This is a genomic window from Thiothrix subterranea, assembly GCF_016772315.1.
Taxonomy (GTDB): domain Bacteria; phylum Pseudomonadota; class Gammaproteobacteria; order Thiotrichales; family Thiotrichaceae; genus Thiothrix; species Thiothrix subterranea.
Genome location: NZ_CP053482.1, coordinates 2,952,857 through 2,975,412, shown reverse-complemented (window position 1 = coordinate 2,975,412; position 22,556 = coordinate 2,952,857). Strand labels below are relative to the sequence as shown.

General features: G+C 46.6%; 13 protein-coding genes. 7 read left to right on the top strand and 6 right to left on the bottom strand.

The window, feature by feature from the left end; genetic code table 11:
* Positions 1–8 precede the first annotated feature (8 nt).
* Positions 9–2,375 (top strand): glycosyltransferase family 4 protein, encoded by a 2,367-nt coding sequence (locus HMY34_RS14700; RefSeq protein ID WP_202716201.1) that lies wholly within the window; start codon positions 9–11, stop codon positions 2,373–2,375.
* 23 nt (positions 2,376–2,398) lie between these two features.
* Here HMY34_RS14700 and HMY34_RS14695 read toward each other — a convergent pair whose 3' ends face one another.
* Both HMY34_RS14695 and HMY34_RS14690 read right to left on the bottom strand, forming a co-directional pair.
* Complete coding sequence (locus HMY34_RS14695) at positions 2,399–3,640, bottom strand: CAP domain-containing protein (protein ID WP_202716200.1); 1,242 nt, start codon at positions 3,638–3,640, stop codon at positions 2,399–2,401.
* An 11-nt stretch (positions 3,641–3,651) separates the two neighbouring features.
* Positions 3,652–5,256 (bottom strand): DUF4214 domain-containing protein, encoded by a 1,605-nt coding sequence (locus tag HMY34_RS14690; RefSeq protein WP_202716199.1) that lies wholly within the window; start codon positions 5,254–5,256, stop codon positions 3,652–3,654.
* A gap of 404 nt (positions 5,257–5,660) precedes the next feature.
* Here HMY34_RS14690 and HMY34_RS14685 point away from each other — a divergent pair, with 404 nt between their 5' ends.
* From HMY34_RS14685 to HMY34_RS14660, 6 genes are all read left to right on the top strand, one after another.
* On the top strand, positions 5,661–7,610 hold the full coding sequence (locus HMY34_RS14685; protein WP_202716198.1) for a polysaccharide biosynthesis protein: 1,950 nt from the start codon (positions 5,661–5,663) through the stop codon (positions 7,608–7,610).
* Between the two features lie 84 nt (positions 7,611–7,694).
* Positions 7,695–8,516 carry a tyrosine-protein phosphatase gene (locus HMY34_RS14680; RefSeq protein ID WP_202716197.1) on the top strand — a complete coding sequence of 274 codons (822 nt, stop codon included), beginning with the start codon at positions 7,695–7,697 and terminating at the stop codon, positions 8,514–8,516.
* A gap of 55 nt (positions 8,517–8,571) precedes the next feature.
* The gene (locus tag HMY34_RS14675; protein WP_202716196.1) at positions 8,572–9,309 is read left to right on the top strand and encodes a polysaccharide biosynthesis/export family protein; all 738 of its coding nucleotides are present in this window, start codon (positions 8,572–8,574) and stop codon (positions 9,307–9,309) included.
* A 40-nt stretch (positions 9,310–9,349) separates the two neighbouring features.
* Positions 9,350–11,839 carry a GumC family protein gene (locus HMY34_RS14670; protein WP_202716195.1) on the top strand — a complete coding sequence of 830 codons (2,490 nt, stop codon included), beginning with the start codon at positions 9,350–9,352 and terminating at the stop codon, positions 11,837–11,839.
* Between the two features lie 41 nt (positions 11,840–11,880).
* Positions 11,881–13,182, top strand: coding sequence for a hypothetical protein (locus HMY34_RS14665; protein ID WP_202716194.1), 1,302 nt, complete (start codon positions 11,881–11,883; stop codon positions 13,180–13,182).
* 14 nt (positions 13,183–13,196) lie between these two features.
* Positions 13,197–14,555 (top strand): O-antigen ligase family protein, encoded by a 1,359-nt coding sequence (locus tag HMY34_RS14660; RefSeq protein ID WP_202716193.1) that lies wholly within the window; start codon positions 13,197–13,199, stop codon positions 14,553–14,555.
* Here HMY34_RS14660 and HMY34_RS14655 read toward each other — a convergent pair.
* From HMY34_RS14655 to HMY34_RS14640, 4 genes are all read right to left on the bottom strand, one after another.
* Complete coding sequence (locus HMY34_RS14655; RefSeq protein WP_202716192.1) at positions 14,529–16,067, bottom strand: class I SAM-dependent methyltransferase; 1,539 nt, start codon at positions 16,065–16,067, stop codon at positions 14,529–14,531. The genes HMY34_RS14660 and HMY34_RS14655 overlap by 27 nt on opposite strands.
* A gap of 113 nt (positions 16,068–16,180) precedes the next feature.
* Positions 16,181–16,414 (bottom strand): hypothetical protein, encoded by a 234-nt coding sequence (locus HMY34_RS14650; RefSeq protein ID WP_202716191.1) that lies wholly within the window; start codon positions 16,412–16,414, stop codon positions 16,181–16,183.
* Between the two features lie 218 nt (positions 16,415–16,632).
* Positions 16,633–19,476 (bottom strand): beta strand repeat-containing protein, encoded by a 2,844-nt coding sequence (locus tag HMY34_RS20510; RefSeq protein ID WP_202716190.1) that lies wholly within the window; start codon positions 19,474–19,476, stop codon positions 16,633–16,635.
* 84 nt (positions 19,477–19,560) lie between these two features.
* A complete protein-coding gene (locus HMY34_RS14640) occupies positions 19,561–22,332 on the bottom strand; it encodes a Calx-beta domain-containing protein (RefSeq protein ID WP_202716189.1) in 2,772 nt (923 codons plus the stop codon).
* Positions 22,333–22,556 lie beyond the last annotated feature (224 nt).

Here is a 22,556-nt window from a genome sequence, read left to right as displayed (position 1 = left end):
GGATAAAGGTGAAAATTGCAGTAGTAGCGCCCAGCAGCGTGCCTTTTGTGCGTGGCGGGGCAGAAAATCTTTGGTGGGGGCTCGTCGACTCTCTCAATAAACGCGCCGACGTCAGTGCTGAACTTATCAAAATACCCTCACCCGAACGCAACTTAGATGAAATTATCCACAGTTACATCGACTTTGCGCGTTTGGATTTGCTGCACTTTGATCAAGTTATTAGTACAAAATACCCTGCATGGATGATTAGTCACCCGAACCATGTTATTTACATGCAACATAAATTACGGGGGCTTTACGACACTTATCCGCAGCACTTATCCACTGCGATTCCAGATAAGCGTCAATTTCCACGTGAATTGCATACGCTGCATGACTTTTTGTTAAAACCGCCCGCCAATCGTGACTATTTACCGGAAATTATTCGGGCTTTACTCACTTTTCTGGCGTGGAAACAACGTTTACCTGCCGATTGGTACGGTTTCCCCGGTGCAATTAGCCGGAGTATTGTGCATTTATTGGATACTGTCGGGCAATCTAGCCCCGGTGTGAAACGGCATTGTGCCATTTCACATACCGTTGCCAATCGTGTGGGCTATTTCCCCGCCAACAGTGTCGTGGAAGTATTTTATCACCCCACATCCCTAAGCGGCTTGTACACGGGAAGCCAACGCTATTTTTTTACCGCTAGTCGCTTGGACAAACCCAAACGTATCGACTTGATTATTCGTGCTTGGTTAGCTGCTGGTGTTGCGAACCCTTTATATATTGCCGGTAATGGCCCTTGTGAAGCCGCATGGCGAGATTTGGCGCAAGGTAATCCCGGCATTGTATTCCTCGGCTATGTCACAGACGAGCAATTAGCCCGGTATTACGCTGACGCCTTGGCAGTGATTTTTGTACCGGAACAAGAAGATTACGGGCTAATCACGCTGGAAGCTATGTTAGCAGGTAAGCCGGTTATTACCACCAGCGATGCCGGAGGCGTGACCGAACTGATTAAACACGCTGAAACGGGTTGGGTCGTTGCACCGGATGTCACCAGTTTGGCACAAGCATTAACAACCTGTGCTAACACACCGGCATTAGCTGCCCGCTACGGCGCAGTCGCTAAACAGTGGGCCGATAAAGTATCGTGGAATGAATTGCATCAATTTCTCGTGGTTGGCTTACGTAAAAAACTGGTAGTCATCAATACTTTTTCGGTTTATCCACCAGTCAGTGGTGGGCAATTGCGTATTTACCACCTGTATCGGTGGCTGGCGCGTGTCTGGAATGTGGTATTAGTGACGTTAGTGCCTGCCAGCCACGCCACCGAGTCAGTGACCATTGCACCGGGAATGCAGGAAATCCGTCTTGCCAAATCCCTTGACTACGAGCAACGTGAACACTTGTTGTCCCAAGAACTGGGGATCTCAGCGGGTGATATTGCTGCACTGCTTTACCCTAATGCCCTACCGGAATGGGTAAACACGATCAAGACAGAAACGGCTAATGCTGATTGGGTAGTATTATCACACCCTTACGGTTACTCGGCATTACGTTCGGCTTATGCGGGGGCATTTTGCTACGATGCCCATAATATGGAATTTGACCTAAAACAAGAGATGCTGGCATCTCAAGGCGACGTACACCGTTATAACGATGCTTTAACCGCCGTGGAGCAAGCAGAACGTGCTTGTGTTCAAGAATCAAGCTGCGTCATCAGTTGCACCACAGCGGATATGGATAGATTACAACACTATTATGGCGCTGCTAAACAAGGCGCTATTGTTGCCAATGGCGTGGATATTGATAGCATTCCGTTCGTGTCGACTCAACAACGCTTAACTGATAGAAAGGATAATCGCCTTAAGGTACTGTTTATGGGAAGTTTACATCTGCCCAATATTCATGCACTTAAGGCCATTATCGATATTGCCACGCAATGCAATCACTTGAATTTCATCATCGCTGGCAGTGTCTGCCGTGCCATAGCGACAGAAATACACACTGCAATACCCACCAACCTCACCTTATTAGGGGTAGTCAGCGATGCTGATAAACTGAAGTTGTTGCACACCTGTGACATTTCCCTGAACCCGATGATGGCTGGTTCAGGGTCTAATTTAAAAATTCTCGAAGCTGCCGCCAGCGGGCAGTTGATTATATCCACCCGTTTTGGGGCGCGAGGCGGCATCTTTGTGACAGGACGTGATTACATTGCGCAAGAACTGGATGAAATACCGGCGTTTTTAAACACTATCGCCCCACAGCAACTCGCCAGTTACTCGCACGTTGTTAATTCAGCTTACCAGCAAGTCAGGCAATATGCGGATTGGAAACAGTTAGCCGCACATTTCAAAGAGGCGTTACAGCAACACTCTGCTACCTGAACAGCACCGCTTGTTAAGTCTGATTATGCTATTAACCAGTCAGACTTAACGTTATCGATGCCAATCACCAAGTCATTGACAAATTGTGTATTGCCATCAAACGTATACGTTATATCATAAACACCTGTTTGTAACGCAACTTGATACCCTCCCGCCGTCATTGAATACAGTGTTTGAGTCGTATTAGTAGCAGTATTGAGAATAACAATACTAACATCACCAATGCCTTCCCCAGGCGTATAGAAAGCATTGTTATCCGCGTCAGCATAAATTACGCCTAGCAATATTGCTTTTGCATTTGGTTGAGTTGCAAAATTCTGCGTGGACATCACTACATTGAAATCCGCATTACCATTGTTAAAACTGCCATCCACAATACCAATACCGATTTCTTTAAAGTTTGCATTGAGCATATTGATACGGTGTCCACGCCCAATAATTCCCTCATCTACGAATAAGTCCTCATGAGAATCTTGCACAAACGTATTGATCAATGCTTGAGAAAGCGTTGCCGTTGTACCAACATAGGCAAGATTCTCACCTGCGGTGGTATAAGTATAACCTGCTGCTTGAATGCGGTCGAAAGGAGAATTACCAGCTAAATTCGTATGTGCAAAAAAATCATTGTCCAGCATATCTTGACTATGAGAACGTGCTGCGGCTGTCAGTTCATTATTAAACGCTAAGGGTTGGCGCGGATTCGTGGACAATGTTCCTGCTGCTAATCCTTCATTAAGATCAATACCGAGTAGACTCGCTTCTTCAACCGGGTTCATCCGCGCACGATTCAATAACTCCAGCATAAATTGTTCTTGCGCGGTCGGCTGATGACTGGGCTGTTCCGAAGAATTACCGTTAGTTAATACTGGTGCAACCAGTTGCGCACCACCTGCCAAGGTTGATACGGCCTCACCACCAACAGTAATTTTACCCGCACTAGATCCACTTACTGAAAAATTAATTACCGCTTTGCCATTATCGAATGCAAAATCTAAATTATTTCCCGTTCCCACCGGCACTGTTGCGATTAAATCCCCGTCAAATTGATAAATTCGCAAGACGTTACCAACTTGTTGAAATTTATATGCATTGCTCGCTGCTTGAAACTGCACATGCTCAACACTCTGATCAAGCATAATATTAGCGGCATCGAATGGCATATTATCAAATATGACAATAGTTTCCGTACCCGTATTACCGACCACATCAACATTGTTATTAATAACATTAAACAACTCGTTTCTATTTAATAATACACGCGCCATTAATCACCTCATTAAGCTAACCAAAAACCGTCATCAATAATCGCAGCCAAATTTATACGATTTTCCGCACTCTCACTAAATGCCAACAACACCGCAGCCGCTGACATTCCTTTTTGCATTTCCGCCTGCCAATGAGCTAAACCACCCGCATCAGGCGTGCGTCCCAGCACATTGTCGTACAAACCGTATAAAAAAGCGGAAGTATCACCTACGGGATAAAGTGCCATGAATTCTTGTGAATAGGTAAAGCCTGCTGAAATCGTGGCAAGGTCTTTACCAGCAACATATTGACTAATCCAATAGCTTAAGCCGCCCTTGTCAGGTGTGCGATCAAATGCGGCTTGATAGAGCCGATAAACCTGCTGAGCCTCGACACTATCAAAAAAGCTTCTGTCAGCAAATTCTAGGCTCTCGATGCTATGTAGAACATCTGTTGTACCGCTGTTGAGAGATGCTAATTCCCACGAATCACCATTCTGCGTCACTCGATAAGCATTGCTAGATGAAGCATAACGCGCAACATCATACCCGGCATCGCCAAACAGGGTATTGCTACCACTCCCGCTTTCCAGCACGTCATTCCCAGCGCCACCGCGCAAGATGTTATTCGCGCTGTTACCAATCAATGTGTCATTACCAGCACCACCGATAGCATTTTCAATCGTAACACCGTAAGCAATCGCCAAATTATCCTTACCTGTATACAAAGTACCATCGGCTGCAAAGCGATCCACGCGCTCATCGATCCAACTGCTAGGATATTGTGGAAATTGTGCTGCCAACGACTGCTTCAACTCATCTGCTGAGACTGAACCCAGTGATGAAAAAGTCCCGGCATTCAAATTAATAATACTGGCTACTTGGTTGGATGCATCAATAGTATCAGTTCCACCGGCGTCCCATAACGTGGTAAAAAACGCTTCGCCTGCTTCCCAACGATAAGTATCGTTACCCGTTCTCGTCGTATAATCAGCACCGTACAACGCTTGGATAGCCAATACATCCAATAACATGGGCGCTGATGCGTACACAAATGTTGCGCTATACGCTAAGTTGTTTGACTCATTAATATAGAAATTCAACTGGTAACGATCGGGTTGCTCACGGTAAGACATAACCGTATGACGCATATCATCCAATTCTGTCGGCAGCACGGTACTGCTAAGGCCACTCGCTTCATGAGGATGCTTCAAACCTAAAGCATGACCAATTTCATGCAAGAGCAAGAAGTAGGCGTAACTATTGTCCGCAAAGGTGACATTCTTTAAGTTATCATCCAACCAAATATCACCCGCCTGCTCCGTGATTCCCGGATAATAAGCATGACCTGCCTCAGACGTTCCGACATTAGCAAAGGCCACACGTATTTGCCCCTTACCAACAATATCATTGACTTCTGTCAACGTTAATGCAGTCACCTCATCCCAAGCATTGAGCGCATCCCGAACACGGCTTGCTTGCGACTCCGATAAAACACCGTACATGGAATCATTTGGTTCACCCGCATACCCCCATGAACTGCCAATGATAGGCAAACTGAAAGTTACACGCTCACTGCTCCATTGATAACCACTGCTTAGTGCATCGGCAATCAATTTTTCATCTTTAATAACCACGATCTTACCCCTGACGATTATAACCCCTAATCTCATATAACATTTGGCATATCACTCAAACTTATAGACCTTGAGGATTCCCAAAGATTCACTGACCTCTCACCATCACTGGTACTAAACTTACTCAGCTTATAAAGTAAGCAGTAGTACCTTATTATCTCTGGTACTAACATTACCTGTTTCGTGTTCGGATCACTGTGAACTTGATCACATAAAATTAACTATAGGTCGTCTAATATTAATTATTGCTGAAGGATAGAGAAAATTTCATATCATTTTTTAATCAATGACATCACAATGAATCTGAACAATATGTTAGCATATATTATTGGTTATTATCGTTACACATCAATAAACTCAGAATGCATACAGAATATACACACGGATTAGGGAGCGCCGTACCAATGAATACTCAAAAGTCTGCTTATAAACACTTGTTAGCACTACCCCGCTGGCAAAAACGCATCATTATGCTTGGTGCTGATACCGTATTGCTGACCTTAGCAGTGTGGATAAGTTTTGCTATGCGGTTTGGTACTTGGCAACCTAATTTGCAAGACGGTCAATGGCTGATGATTGCAGCACCCTTGGTAACGATTCCACTGTTTGTCACACTGGGGCTTTACCGAGCGATTGTGCGTTTCATGGGTGGGGAGGCACTGCTTGCCGTGATCCAAGGCATTACCGTGTCAGCGGTACTGCTGGGTACAATGGCCTTATTGTTTGACTGGAATGGCATCCCGCGTTCTTTTTATCCCATTTATTGGGGAACAGCGTTATTTTTAGTGGGAAGCAGCCGTTACTTGATTCGGCATCACCATCAAACCTCGCAATACAAAAATGGTCATATTCGCGTCGCTATTTACGGTGCTGGTCAGTCAGGCATTCAATTAGCAGCAACGTTAGCGAGTATGCCGGAATACCGGGTGGCAATCTTCGTTGATGACAACCCCGCCTTGCACAAAGCCGTTATTCACGGGGTAAGGGTTCACGCTATGGAAGAACTGCCTCATTTGATCGCAACGCGGCATATTCAACAAGTATTACTGGCGATGCCGTCGGTTAGCCATCAACGTCGCCGTGAAATTGTGGAGTCGCTGGATCATCTATCGGTACATGTGCGCACCATTCCAGAGTTAAGTGATCTGGTTTCAGGGGAACGGTCGATTGCCGAATTACGCGAAATTGGCATTGATGAACTGCTAGGGCGCTCCTCGGTTGCCCCAAAAGCCGACTTACTCAGCCAGTGCATTACCAACAAAGCGGTGATGGTAACAGGGGCAGGCGGTTCCATTGGCTCAGAATTGTGTCGCCAAATCGTGCGCTTGCAACCAACTCGTTTGGTTTTATTCGAGTTATCGGAGTTCGCGCTCTATCAAATTGAGCAAGAATTATTAAACCTTTGCCGCCACGAACACTTATCTGTGCCGATTATCCCTATGTTAGGTTCAGTTCAAGATTATCAACGGGTTGAAGAAGCGTTACGCCAACATGGGATCAACACGCTTTACCACGCTGCGGCGTACAAACATGTACCAATGGTAGAACACAATCCGATCGAAGGCTTGCGTAACAATGTTTTCGGCACACTACAAGCTGCCAAAGCGGCGCGGGCGGAAGGCGTTGAACGCTTTATTTTAATTTCGACGGACAAGGCGGTACGCCCCACCAATGTGATGGGAGCCAGTAAGCGCATGGCAGAGCTAGTGCTGCAAGGCTTGGCAAAAATGCCCGGTGACACAGTGTTCAGTATGGTACGGTTTGGCAATGTGCTAGGGTCATCAGGCTCGGTGGTACCGCTATTTCGCGAACAAATACGCAAAGGTGGCCCAATCACTGTGACGCATCCCGATATTATTCGGTATTTCATGACCATTCCTGAAGCCGCGCAACTGGTTATTCAAGCGGGAGCGATGGCAACGGGTGGCGAAGTATTTGTATTGGATATGGGCGAGCCGGTTAAAATTGTTGATTTGGCAAAACGCATGGTAAATCTCTCAGGGCTTACGTTGCAAACCGAAGCCCACCCACAAGGCGACATTGCTCTTAGCTTTTCAGGGTTACGCCCCGGCGAGAAACTGTATGAAGAGTTGCTGATTGGCGAAAGCCCGCAAACAACCTCACACCCACGTATTTTTATGGCGCATGAAGCCTGCATGGAATGGGCGGACGTGACGAAAATGCTAGATTCATTGGATACGGATTGCCGTCAACGCAATTTAGCTAAAGTGTATCGCCTGCTCCACAGCCATATTCAAGGGTTTAAACACCCTGGTGTAACGCCCGATATAAGTGCACAGAAAGCAACAAGTTGTGTTATTCCCTTCCCTGTCAAGTTGGAAGGCGTTGCTTAACTCGGCAAAAAGTGTGACCAATTTCACAAAATTTTCCAGATGAATGGTATATAATTTGAGACTTAATGATACAGGTGACGCATTATGATTGATTTACATAGCCATATATTACCGGGGTTGTGTGATGGTTCTAAAAATTTGGAAACATCACTCGCCATGGCGCGTATTGCCGTTGCTGACGGTACGACGCATCTGGCGTGTACACCGCATATTTATCCGGGTATTTATCATAATTCGACCAGCACGATTATGCCTGCCTTGCACCACTTGCAAGCAGCATTGGATGAAGCCGAAATCCCACTGACATTGATTGCAGGGGCGGATGTTCACATGGTGCCAGAAGTCATGATGGGCTTACATAACGGTGATATTCCGACATTACACGGCTCACGTTACTTTTTACTGGAGCCTTCTCATCACGTGCCTGTCACCGGATTTTTGGAACAGATTGAAAACTTCATTAACGCTGGATACGTTCCTCTGATTACGCATCCAGAGCGGTTACGTTGGTTAGACGACCACTACCAAGATTTTGTAACCGCTGCTCAACAAGGCGCATGGATTCAAATCACCGCTGGTGCAATCAGTGGTAAATTTGGCAGTAAAGCCAAGCAGTGGTCTGAGCGGATGCTACAAGAAGGCATTGTGCATATTATTGCCTCTGATGCACACGGCACCGAACGCCGCCCACCGATTCTGTCGGAAGGCATTGCGGCGGCTATCGACATTACCGGCGATGAGGCAGAAATTATGCGTATGGTCGTTGAACGCCCGCAGGCGATTCTCGACAACGCCAACCCTGCGGCGGTGAGTCAACCACCGGGTCTATCGACAGCCTTTGCGCCTTACATGGCTTCTGAGCAGTTAGCGACTAAAAAAGGTTGGTTTAGCCGTTTTTTTGCCTGATCACATTTATTATTCCTCGTTTAAGACGACTTTTAACGTTTCAAGGGCTTTTGAAATGCACAAACATTTAAACAGGCTGCACTCCCTGTTACCCGTCACTGCCGTATTTGTCGGTGCCGCTTTAATAGCAAGTTGTAGTACACCGCCTGCTCACCCGGAAGATACACAGCAAGTCGGCTTAGGCACTACTGAATCTGGTAGTATTTTTTCTAGCTTGCAAGAACTGGATTATTTAGCACCCACTGAAAATACCGCTATTAGTTCAGGCGATTTGCTAGACATCAAGGTATTCCAAGCCGAGGAGTTATCGGGAAAATACAAGGTTGGTTCAGATGGTAAAATCTCCCTGCCATTGATAGGCGCATTATCAGTTAGCGGGAAAACACCATTAGCCGTAGAAAATCAACTCAGTGGCTTGTTACAACAAAAATACTTACAAAACCCTCAAGTTAGCATTTTAGTTGAAAGCTTTACCAATCAACGTGTTACTGTAGAGGGTGAAGTAAATAAACCTGGCGTTTATCCTATCGAAGGTTCCATAACGTTTCTGCAAGCCATTGCCTTAGCCGGTGGTCTAGCTAATCTTGCCAGCCCGGATAAAGTAGTGTTATTTCGACGCAATGGTCAGCAAGTTAAAGCCTATCAATTGGATATTCAAGCCATTCGGGATGGGCGTTTACGTGACCCTTATATACGCGGTAATGATCAAATTGTGGCGCACCGTTCGGATAGTCGCTATTGGTTCAAAGAAGTAAAAGACATGATGTCAGGGTTAATCAACCCTTTTAATTAAAACTAACGGGCTTGGCATACGGATACACTTGGTAAAAATTATGATTACGCAAAAATACCCTTCTTATGACGATGATAATTCTCGCCCTCGGCAGGAAGTGACCTCACTGAGCCAACGTAAATTCATGACGGTTAACGAACCAGAACCTGTACCTGCTATTTTTGAGCAAGACAAAAGTGATGATGACGAAATCGATTTACGCCAATTATGGTCAGTAATTCGGCGGCGGCGTGCGGTAATCTTCACCCTGTTCATTTTGATCACGCTGATTACCTTAATCTTCACCCTGAGTATTACGCCCATTTATCGAGCAGGCGTTACCATGGAAATCAATCAAGAGGAACAACGTCTCTTGGATTACGATGTCGAGGCAAAAGCCTCACAAGGCAGCAGCGTAAATAGCAAAGATTTTTATCAAACCCATTATGAATTGCTCAAAAGCCGTAGCTTAGCTGAGCGCGTGATTAGCAATATGGGCATTGAAGACAAACTGCGTGGCACTCAAGAACAATTAGCCAAACCCTTCTACGCGGATTGGTTGGAAGCGTTTAGTACTGAAGAAACTGTGCAAGACGCCACCGAAGTCAAAGGTGAACGCCCCTTAGCGGATAAATTCTTGGCAAATGTCACCATTTCTCCGGTGAAAAACTCTAAAATCGTGAATATTCAATACGATGATGCCAGCCCAGAATTTGCTGCGAATGCTGCCAATGCCATTGCCCAAAACTACATCAGTATGAATTTGGAGCGTCGTGCCGGTACTACCCGTTACGCGGAGCAATTCCTGCAAGAACAGCTAGTCTTAACCAAAAGTAAGTTGGAAGAGTCCGAAGCCAAGCTTGCCGACTATGCTAAACAAGCCGATATTTTGGATATCAACAATGAGAATATGAAAGAACAGCGCTTATCTGGTTTGAGCAATGCATTAGCCACCGCCGAACGTGACCGCATCTCGGCTGAAACCAAGTATAGCCAAGTCAAATCAGCGGATATGGCTTCAGCGGTTTTGGCCAGCACCACGATCCAAACGCTCAAGAAAGCACTGACTGAACTGGAAGTAAGAGCACAATCAGTTAGCAGCAGTACCACGATTAACGACCCCACCATTCAACGCCTTGAACAAGAAAAGGCCAAGTTAGAAGCCGACTACCAAGAAAAGTTGGAAATTTACAAACCGGATTACCCGTTGATGGTACAGCTTGAGCAAAAAATCAATAAAATTGATACCCAACTGAGTAAAGCCAGTAGCAATATACGCACGGGTATTGATCAGCAAATTGCGGAATTGAAAACACAGATTCAACAAGAAACCCGCAATATCCAAAATGCCTTAAAATCAGATTATTTGGAAGCCAAGCAAAAAGAAGACGAATTGCGTGCAGAGATGCAAACCCAAGTATCAGGCGTGCAAGATTTACGTGACAAACGCATTACTTACAACACTTTAAACCGTGAAGTGGAAACCAATCGCAATGTATACGAAGGCTTATTGCAACGCCTTAAAGAAGTGGGAGTTGCCAGTGGCGCTGTCACCAACAATATTGCGGTGGTTGATGCGGCAATTGTGCCTTACGCTGTCCACAAACCTAACAAGAAGCTAAATCTGGCATTGGGTGCCGTACTGGGTTTATTCATTGGCGTGGTCGCTGCATTCTTATTGGAATTTTTGGATGACCGCATCAAAACCAAAGAAGACATTGAACGCTTATTACCGTTGCCATTACTGGGTATTGCCCCAGCGATTGGCAAACGCAGTAAAGGCAGCGCCGACACCGAGTATCACTTGATGACCGCTGAACAACCCACTTCGGCCGTCGCGGAGGCGTTCCGCTCGTTGCGTACCAATTTGATGTTTGCCACCCGCACCGGTGCACCACGCATTATGAACGTGACCAGTGCAGGCCCTAGCGAAGGGAAAAGTAGTGCGATCATTAACTTAGCGACGGCATTTGCGCAGGCAGGTAAAAAAGTATTGATTATTGACGGTGACTTACGCAAACCCACGGTACACAAACGCTTTAAACTGGATAATAGTCAGGGTTTTGTACATTTCCTAACCGGTCAGGAAAAATTGGAAGCATTGGTTAAACCGACACTGATTCCAAATGTGTTTGCGATTCCATCAGGGCCGATTCCGCCTAACCCGGTTGAGCTGCTATCCAGTGAACATTTGCATGAATTGACAATGCGAGCCGAAAATGGGCAACTGCCTTACGATCTGGTCATGATCGACGCGCCGCCAGTACTTGGCTTAGCCGATGCGTTAATTATTGGCAATCATACCCGCGCCACTTTGCTCATTACCGCATACAATGAAACCCGTAAGCAGCCCTTGCATTCTGCCTACGAGCGTTTGCGGCAAGCTCGCAGCCACCTGTTAGGCGTCGTGCTTACTAAAGCAAAAAGTGCGGTGGGTGATTCTAACTACTACAGTTATGACTACTACTACAGTTACGGAGCGGGGGAAAGCAGTGAGGGTGACGGGCGTACTCCGAAGAAAAAGGCGTTAACAGGGAAAAAAGCGGCGTAATACTATAAGTTTAGTACCTCATCGAAAAAAGGAATTTACTGATGGTAACGTGGTTACAACGCGCATTATTGGTAGTGATAGTAGCCTTAGTGGGCTGGCAGGTGGTAACTCGCGGCAATGATCAAATTCTTGCCGAGCGCCTGTCAGCCCCTTACGATACAAGATGGACACCGTTACTCAATCCATTGGAACAAGTACCCCCAAATGATAGCCGAATTCTCACGGCTGATGCTTGGTCAAACCTTTCAGAACAAGCTTTCATCTTAGGAAAACAGGATGACGCTAGAGCCTATGCCCTGCGCGGTATCAACCAAAATTTAAGCAGTGGACGTGCTGTTGCGCAGTTTGTCCAAGCTTATCAAGGTGATAATTTAGAATCTATCGATAGGCTTGCCGACTTAGCCACTCTGCTATGGCCTGTACATGGTGATGTACAATTGCGTATGCTTGGTCACTGGTCAAAGCTGCCTCCTGATTTAGAAAAAGCCACCAAAGCTATACATACCCTCCTGAGTGTTACCTCTCAATTTAACGACAAACTCTTCCCGCCTTTGCATGATATGTTGAAAGAAGAGGTGGGAGGAAAATTGCTATTAGAATATGCTGAACGAGCACCTTCTTGGTGGGCAACGTTTTTCGCTTATTTAGCGCAGAACGAACCCAACATTGATCTACTCAACCGCTATTATCAAGCACGTGAGACCTCAAACAAACCTGTCTCTAAAAATGAACAAATGCCTTATGTTTATCGTCTGATTAAAGAAAAGCGTTGGCAACAAGCTCAGCGATTATGGCTAGACACATTGAAGCCTTCCCAACAGGCACTAGCCAACTTGGTTTATGACGGAGGCTTTGAAGGTGAAGTTCATAACGAAGGCTTCGCTTGGTATTGGCAACCCACACCATTAGTCGACATTAAGACGACGGGCAACATCAGCGGTAGCAATGGCCTAAAAGCCTTACAAATTGCATTTAAGGGGCATCAGCAGCAAATCATCAACTTTCAACATGTCTGGCAGCAGTTGATACTCCCATCTGGGCATTATATGTTGGAGATGAGTTACCGTCTTGGCGATGTAGCTAATCGTAAAGGGCTGCAATGGCGTATCCGCTGCGAAGGCGACCAAAGTATTTTATTGGCTGAGGGCTCTGCCCTAAGAGGCAGTACTGATGGCTGGAAAAACTTACAAATAACATTTAATGTTCCAAAACCTGATAATAATGCGAATGCAACGTCATGCCAGACACAATTATTACGTTTAGAAGCAGCCAGCCCATACGCCCACGAACACCTGTTTAGCGGACGTTTGTGGTTCGATGACGTAACCATTCAGACAAAATGATACAGGGTTTCTCTATGACAACTTCCCGCTTACCTCAACAAATTGTATTTGGGGTGACATGCCTGTTATTGCTTTTTTCCCCACTAATGAGAGCTGGTAATACAGCAATGGCTTTGCTCATCATGCAATGCATGGGCTTAATTATGCTGGCAACAATTGGTTGGTGGGGCTTATGCCGTCAACGGTTTACAGGTGCGATATGGTGGTTTCTGCTATTCGCACTTAGTATTCTAACGCTGTATTTAATGCCTTTACCCGAAAGTCTATGGCGTACATTACCCGGAAGGGATCTGTACGTACAAGTGTATGACTGGCTTGATGAAAACGGTAAAGCTGACGCCTATCTAGCATTGTCAGTCATTCCTACCAACAGTCTATACAGTTTACTCGCAGTTTTACCGGCTTTAGCGGTGTTTCTCGCGGTCGGCAGTATGAATAAAAAGCATACATTATACAGTCTGTATGTCTTTCTTGGTATTGCGGCTTTACAAGCCGCTTATGGCTTATCGCAATACGCTGCTGGTTTCACTGATAGTGCTACTGGCAGTTACCCTAACCGTGACCATTTTTCAACTTTAATGGAAATAGCCTTTCCTCTTGCCGCAGGGTTAACAGCTTATACTATTGGTCGCCGTCATGTGCAGGATGACGGACATGATCTTAACCATTTTATTCACAAATTTAACCATGCACTGATTTTCGGCAGTATTGCCTTATTATTATTACTGGCTGGGGTTTTTTCGCGTTCCCGGGCGGGTGTTGCATTAATCATACTGGGACTTTTACTGTGCAGCTTGCTGTTTGCACGTCATATCGGCGGTAAACGTTCAGCAGGCATGGGGGTAGTCATCAGCACCATTGGGTTTGGAATTGCCAGCAGCATTGGGCTGATTCCCGTATTAAATCGCTTTGTCCAAGCCAACCCAATGGAAGATGAGCGCTGGCGAATACTCGAAGTCAGTTGGCAAGCTGTCCAACAATTTTTTCCTTTTGGTACGGGTCTGGGTACTTATGCCGATGTTTACCATGCCTTTCAGCCGGTTGAACAAATCGGCTTTGCCCATAACGCCCATAACGATTACTTAGAACTCTTGCTGGAAACCGGGGTGGTAGGCTTAGGCATTATTCTCGCTGTTCTAGCGCTGTATGCTTACGGCTGGTGGCAAATGCGTGAGCAATCTTGGGGACAAGAGCGTTTCATCAAGGTTGGTGCAGGCATCGGCATTTTGCTGATGCTCCTACACGCCTCGGTAGATTTTAATTTTCACATCCCTGCTAACGCTGTCTTTTTCGCATTTTTAGCTGGTTTATTTCTAAAGCGGCCTCTGGTGGAACCTAATCACCGTTCAAGACACAACCTGCAACGCCCGTAACACAGGTAAACGCTTCTCCGCAAAGGTTTGTGCCTGCGCGGTGAGTTCAGCGAGGTTTTCTTCTGTGGTTTCCAACGTTTTGCCTTCTTTAAGCAACTTGTGACCTTGCGCTGCCAGTATTTGCCAAACAAAACCCGCCTGTTCCATTGGGGACTTTTTACCCTGTGACAATGCCAGTAAAAACAGTTGCTGGAAACGCCCCACGGTCACGCCGCCGCCGATCACGGGGCTTGCCAGATAACTCACATCAGTGCTACCACGGGATTTATCCATCAACCAAGCATTGAGCTTGTCAGTATGTTTGCGTGCTCGGTTAACGGTGACATCTGCTTGTACGGCAGCCATGAAACTGCCTCCTGTCAATACCATCGCCGCCTGTACCACTTGCCCAATGCTGATACCTTGCTCCTGTACAGCTTGGGCAATCTGACCAAGGGTACGCGCCCGGTAATCCGCCATCAGATCCAGGATAGGTGTATATACCGCTTCTGACATACTGGCTTCGCCTAAATCCCCATTAACTTTCAACGGTACGTCGGCGCGGTGTGCTATCAAAATGACCTTTTGCGCACGCAATGCTTCCGCTTGTTCCAGTGAATTGAATCGACGTGCACCCTTAACCCAATAATCGCGGCGGAATTGCTGATTGACCATGAAATCACGTACCGCTTCGCGTAGCTGGGCATCCGGTATGTCTTTCAAGAACGCTTGTTGATCCGCTGTCAGATTGACCCCATCAATGTGATCAAGGTAATGCGCGGAACAAGCATAACTGAGTTTGGCGCTTTCCAGCCATTCCGCCATCGTACCGAAGTGCATGGGTAACCAGTCGCGGTTGAAGTATTCATGTGCCAGATAATGGCGGCTCTGTGTTTTGATTTTGTTGATGCGTTCCGCAATTTGTGGATTGGCACGACTGTAGCTGGGGTTGGTGGCGAGCAGCTTTTCAGTAAAGTCGATGGCACCGTTGACGCGATTAACAATGCCATTCCCCTCTGCGCCGATAACGCGGGCGTGTTCGGTCATGAGGTGACGCATGGGTGCAAACGCGCCCCAGCCCGGCAAAGTATTGTAACTGATGTAAAGCACACCGCCGACCTTGAGCTTGCGACGCAAGAAATCAACGATCACGCCACGGTTTTCATCCGAAATCCAGCTCCAGATACCGTGCATACCGATGTAATCAAAATCCGGCAGGTCATCACGCTGAGCGAATTCAGCGAATGCCTCATCGTAAAGCCGTGCGGCAGAACCTGATACGCTCGCGGCATCTTGCGCGAAAGCCGCTTGTGCCGGATTAAAGTCTGTCCCACACCATTGCGTGGTGGAAGCGGCGGCGTGCAGGTTGATGCTCATCCCCTGACCGAAACCCAGTTCACAAGCAGTACCGACGTCAGGAAATACCATGCCTGCGTGCAGAAACGCCAGCTTTACCCGCAACGGGTTCAATTCAGGGTAGTAACCATAGGTATAGCCAATATCAGCCACGTAGCCAGAAGTCCAATCAGACATAAACGCTCCCCAAGCCCATAAAAATAAAATTATAGCAACCACTTGGCCAACAATAAACAAAAAAGCCCTGCTCTCCGTATGGAAAGCAGGGCTATGAGGGTCAGTGCAACTAATTAACGACCGCTGAAGCTAGTGTTGCTGGCGATAACAGTTTGAAAAGTCGTTACACGAGTACCTGCGCCCACGTCAGGAACAACCACTGGCTGACCAGGTGCTGGAGGTGGCGTGAGAGTTGCCGCCAGTTGTGCAACTGCCGGGCTACCAGAGCCACCACCGCGTGCCGCCATTGCGTCAACGCTTACCATTAGGGAAGCAGCCATCAGCGCAGCACCTAAAACGTTTTTCATGTTCATAATAGAACTCCTTTAAGATAGATTCAAATAAACCAGCACTGACTCTTTAGCCCAATGCCCACTTACACTTTATCAATGTAAATTGCTTAATTCAATTAAAAACACTAATTAAAAAATCCCATTCCTGATGTCAAAAAGCCCCCAACTTTTGGGGCTGGGGGGCTTGACCATGCCATCAAACACAGCCCTTCAACTTAAACTACCGAGATAGATTAAGCAATGATGTCGTCAATGGAGAAAGAACCTGTGACACCAGTAATTTCAACGAACACATCTGAAGCGTCAATTGCTGACAAACCAGTCCGAGAATTGTTACCATTAACAGCCAAGAAAGTAGCCGCTGCACCATTGAAGTTAGCAACCTCAATAAACAGCACGTCACCTATGGCGTTATATGCACTCTGCGCCAGCATAGCAACTTGAGATTGAATTGCTGATGCCAGCGTTGTGGAGGTTGCAGAAGCAACGTTGATCAAAGTCATGGAGTCAACCCCTGGTTCTGGCGCGTTACCACCAACTTTGATCTTGTCATCGTTAACGTTCAGATCAGAAATCTTATCCCAACCGTCTTGGATGTTGCTCTGAGCAGCAGTCATAGCAAAGTTATCCTTACCAGCACCGCCAGTGAGAGTATCCTTGCCAGCACCACCAGTGAGTGTGTCATCACCAGCGCCACCAACGATAATATCGTCTTTGCTACCACCGATAATAATATCGTTACCTGCACCACCAGTAATGTTGAACTTACCATCCAGTTCTAGTGAACCATCAAAATTCAATGTGCTGGCAGTGTAAACTGGGGTAGTAGTGGTTGGTTTCCACGTGCTGACATCAATTGTTAGCGTTCCATCTTTATCAACCAATGCATCAGTTGCTGCCAATGTCGTGTTAACGTCAGCCAGCTTCAGTACTTCGATACTGCTAACCAAAGCTAAGTCAGTATTAGCCGCTGTACCATCCTTGATTTCCAAGGTGTCAGTACCTTTGCCACCGGCAACTGTGTCAGCATTAGTCAGGAAAGTATCGAACTTAAAGGTGTCGTTGCCTTCACCACCTTTTACATTGTCAACTTGGTCGCTGGAAGTGTAAGAAAATGCACCGTCTTTTTCCGCACTACCATCGAATGAAACATTCTTGTTAGCAGTGTTTACTGGAGCCGGATGAGTGGTAGCAGTTGATGGCTGAAGAGCGCTAACCCCAAAGGTAGTACCCGCAGCAACCAAAGCATCACCAACGATTACAGTAGCGTCACTTGCCAAGAAGTCCAACACCAGACCTTCAAAGCCGGAGACGTTTTTGAAGTCATCCGCGACAGCATTAACGTTGCCGAACAGATTCAAAAAGTCAAGGCTACCAGCACCACCATTAACGGTATCGTCAGAAGTCAACGCCTTAACACCAACAGGTAAGAATGTGTTGTCAAACTCAACCGAATCATTGCCATCACCACCATCGATCTTGTCTTTGCCGCCTGCCACGTTGATCGTGTCATTGCCAGCGCCGCCATTGATGGTTTCATCATACTGGTAGTTAGCTTGTAAACCGACTGCTGGCGGTGTTGCTGGAGCAACAGCGTCAGCAAAGTCCCCCTTAATAACATCAGCTTCTGCTGAACCCACTACTGTGTCACCCGTTGTACCAGTAAGAGGTGCACCCAAAGTAATGCTGGAAGCAGCACCCAACGTGACCTTGACAGTACCGTTATGAATAGCGACTGGTGCATTCGCATCAGTACCCGCTGCCAGTGTGACTGCATCGATACTGGTCAATGTGCCACCCGCTTTAGTATCACCCAATGCCAACCCACCTGGAGCAGGAGTGTTCAGCGATGTGACTTTATCAGTGATAACCAATGTGTCGGTTTTTGCCAAGCCATCAATGGTAGAACCAACCAAGTTAGCAACAGTTGTATTGATGGTGTCATTTGCAACAGTCGTTTTATCAGTTGCATTGTCGTTCTTGGTTGCATTAACCAAAGCTGACGGTGCTGTCAACGTAATGGTATTGCCTGCAATCAGATTCAACTGAGCAGCCGTTACATTGGAAGTGCCCGGAACGATGATCTGTTCGTCATCATTGACGTTCAGGATACCGTCTTTGTTTTTATCAACCCACAGACGACCATTGCCTTGACCATCGAAGTTGCGTTCAAACACAGCACTGTTCTCAGTCTTGAGCAACGCGAACTGGGCAGCACCAAAGTTGTCAAAGTTACCCACAAACTGATCAGCAGTGGTAACACCCCATGCTGGGTTCAAGGTAATGCTCAATGCATCATCATTAGTAATGGTGATAGTCGCAGCAGCGGCAGCAGCATTGATCACGTCACCCGCAGATGGGTTAGACAAGCTGATAGAGAAGGTTTCGTTACCTTCAAAAGCAGTATCGCCAGAAACCAGTACGTTGACAGTCTTGCTAGATTCGCCCACTGCAAAAGTAACCACTTGGTCAACCGCAGTATAGTCGCTACCAGCAGTCGCAGTGCCATTAGCTGTTTTCAGCGTTACGCTAGCTGCTTCCGTCGTGTCGCCAGAGCGTGCAATGGTGACAGTCAAAGTAGTAGTGCCGCTGTTGCCTTCAGCAATGCTGCTGGCAGCAGTCATGCTGAAAGTAGAAGCGCCGCCAGTTGGACCATGAGAACTGCCATCAGTACCATTCAAAGTCACACCGCTCAATGTAGAAGCAGTGGTAGATACCGCTACGCCACCGACAGTGATTTTACCAGCATTGACACCAGCAGTTTCAAACTTAACTACTGCAGAACCGTCTTGCATAGCAACAGTTTGTACGCCAGAAGTGTTAACAGGCAGTGTCATGATGACTTTGCCGTCAGCACCGATAACAGATAAAACGTTACCTGTCGCTTGGAACTGGTAGCCAGATTGAGCCAATGCCAATTCTGCACGCTCAACGTTTTGGTCCAGTTTAACGGTATCTACGCTGAAAGGTGCGTTGTCAAAGATAACGACGGTTTCAGCCCCTGCCGCGCCAACAACATCGCTATTGTCTGTTGCGATATTGAATTTGTCATTTTGTGATAAAAGAATACGTGCCATTTCTATTAACTCCTTAGTTTAAAATCAGCCTATCTCCTAGGGTCAGCCCGTTACTGACCGCTAGGAGTTTCTGTGAATTAGCCCTTAGATCAGGCTGCCAGCACCGAAAGTGTTGTTGAAGGTAGTAGCGTCTACGATGAACGTAGTGCCGTTTTCAGCCGCAACACCGGTCAAAACGATAGTTGCGACATTGCCAGACGCATCAGCCGCGCTGATTTGTACGTTGCCGTCGAAGAAATCAACGTTGGTAACGCTGGCTGGAGCGATGAAGCCGTCTTCAAAGTCGATCTTATCGCCAGCAGCAAAACCACTGATGGTATAAGTGAAGTCAGCGCCAATGCCGTCAGCGATGATGAAAGTAACGTTGTCAACAGACGCATCTTCTGTTGTGTTGCTACCAGCAGCAGCGTCGTCTGTACCATTAGTAACAGTCACGGTGCGATCAATAGGGCCTGCAACGTCAGTATCAGTGATAGTGACAGTGGCAGCACCGGCTGCACCGATAGTGCCAATGGATGGGTTAGACAAAGTAGCTGTGAAGGTTTCAGCACTTTCAGGCAATGCATCATTCAATATATTGATTGAGACAGTGGCAGTTGCAGCGCCAGCAGCGAAGCTAACTGTCTTGTTAGCAGCCGTATAGTCTTGACCCGCTACAGCAGTACCGTTTGAAGTTTTAACCTGAACAGTCGCTGCATCGGTGGTAATATCACGAGTAATAGTCAATACTACAGAGCCGCCTTCTTCAGCAACAGTTGCACCAGCAATGCTGAATACAGGTTGTGGCGGTAGTACATCGTTATCAGTGATAGTGACCGTTGCAGTACCTGCTGCGGCATCCACAGTGCCGATAGTCGGGCTAGTGATCGCTACAGTGAACGTTTCAGCCGCTTCAACATCAGCGTCATCGATGGTCGCGATAGAAACAGTCTTGCTCAACTCACCTGCTGCAAACGCGATAGAAGTACCAACACCGGTGTAATCAGCCGGGCTAGTGGCAGTACCATCAGCCGTTTGCACGGTGATAGACGCTGCATCAGTCGCGTCATCACGAGTAATTGTTACCAGTGCAGTACCACCTTCTTCAACAGTAGAAGAAGCAATACTGAAGACAGGGTTGCTAGGTGGAACAACAATCGGAGTCAGAATCCCATTTGGATCAATTACTTGGAAATTGACCAAATCCGCAGCCGAAATATTTAACAGGAATTGACCCGGTGTAGTTACATCAGTCAAATCCAATACCACTTTCTTAGGGGCAGTGCCTGCACCCAATGTGATCTTGACCGTTTCTGGGTTAGCAACTGACGCTGTACCCGCAGTGTTGAAACCATCCAGAACTGCATCATTCAGTTTCAGTGTCAATACTTGTTCTTCAGTTTGGTTGCCAGAGCTGAATTTGATTTCGTTGATGTTTTTGATGCCTGCCAAGTCAGCAGCAGAGACGTTAGCCGTGTCGAAAATTTCCAACACGTCAGTCGCAGAATCTTTACCATCAATCACTTGACCAGCATTCAAGCTATCTTCGTCAGCTTTGATCAAATCAACAGCCGCGTCAGACAACGTTAATTTGCCCGTCATGCCACGTACATCGAGGTATTGCAGGGTGCTGTCCATGCCTACCAAGTCACCGATAGTCAGGTTGCTGCTACCAGAAACATACAGTTTTTCCAAGTTTTGAACATTCAATGCACCCACGACGTTAGGTGACATTGAACCCGCAGAGTCAACACGCAGTTTTTCGAGGAAGTTCAGACCCTTGTCTACTTCACCAATCACTAAGTTATCAACGTCAGCGTTGTTAATAGTGATAGAGCTTACGTCACCATCGCTGAAACCTTCTGCTGCTGGGTCAGTACCGTTGCTCTTTTTGTCCAACGTGTGTGCAGCAAAGTCAAACGTCACCGTGTTAGTGCTAGCAGACGTGTTGTTCAATGTCATGTTCAGCGGAATGCTTTTCATGTCACCGATAGTGGCACTGTTGCCTGTACCGCTGATGCGGTTAACGTTTACATACTGAACACCTTGTGCGTCTTGCAGATTCAATTCCATGCTGGAAACGCTGCTAGAGAACTCAGCATTGATGGTACGTACATCAACCATTTTAGGGGTGACAATAGAAGCACCGTTGTCATTAGGTGTACCCAAGGTGACATCCAATGTTGCATTGCCGCCGGTACCAATCAAGGTATCTTCATCTTGCAAGGTGTTAACGCGGTCGTTACCACCAGGTGTATAACCCACAGGTGCTTTGAAGTAAGTACCGGTGAGTGAGTCAGTATCAGCAGTCAACGTTACAATGCCTGGCGTTGGTGCTGCATTGCCACCGACCAGCTTCACGATCACTGGGTCAATGTTCAGTTGCTTTTCGTTCAGGTTGTCTTTACTAACACCACTCATGAAATCACGCACTGTGTTAGCAGCAGCGTTGCCTGCGTAAGCATTAACTTCTTTAGCCTCATTGAGGTGAGCAGTAAAAGCGTGAGCGATAGCTTCCTTGTTATTCAAGATAGCTTTGTCTTCGTTTTGCGCACCGTTAAGAACATCAAGCATTACAGATGCTAGGGTGATTTTTCCACTCTCAATTTGTTGCGTGTAGAATGCCAAGCCTTCTGCATCAGCCTCACGCCCAAACAGTTGCATGTAAACTTTGTTGATGCGAGCTGCGGCACCTTCGCTACCGTATAACTCAATTGCTTCAGCAGAATTACCAAAAGCATCAATGATTTCAGCAAGGTTGCCGTTCACTTTGTCAAGACGATCAGCCCAGTAAGCCAGACCTTCTGGGTCAGCAGGGCGGCCATAATATGCAATGTAAATTTGTTGCACTGTGTCGTAGTATTGGTTCGCAGCCATTAGATTGCTCCTAATTGGTTCAAGTTCAAGAGATAAAATTTGCATTATCAAAACATTCAAGTCCGTCTGAGGTTTTGCTTCGCTCATCGGCTTGGTATGAACTATACATAGGATTAATCTGCGAATATGTGACACTCATCACGATGCACAACATTTGTTTATGACTCTAATACGTTTAGCTTATTTTATAAGCAAAAGTATAATTACCAAAAAGTTTAATGAAT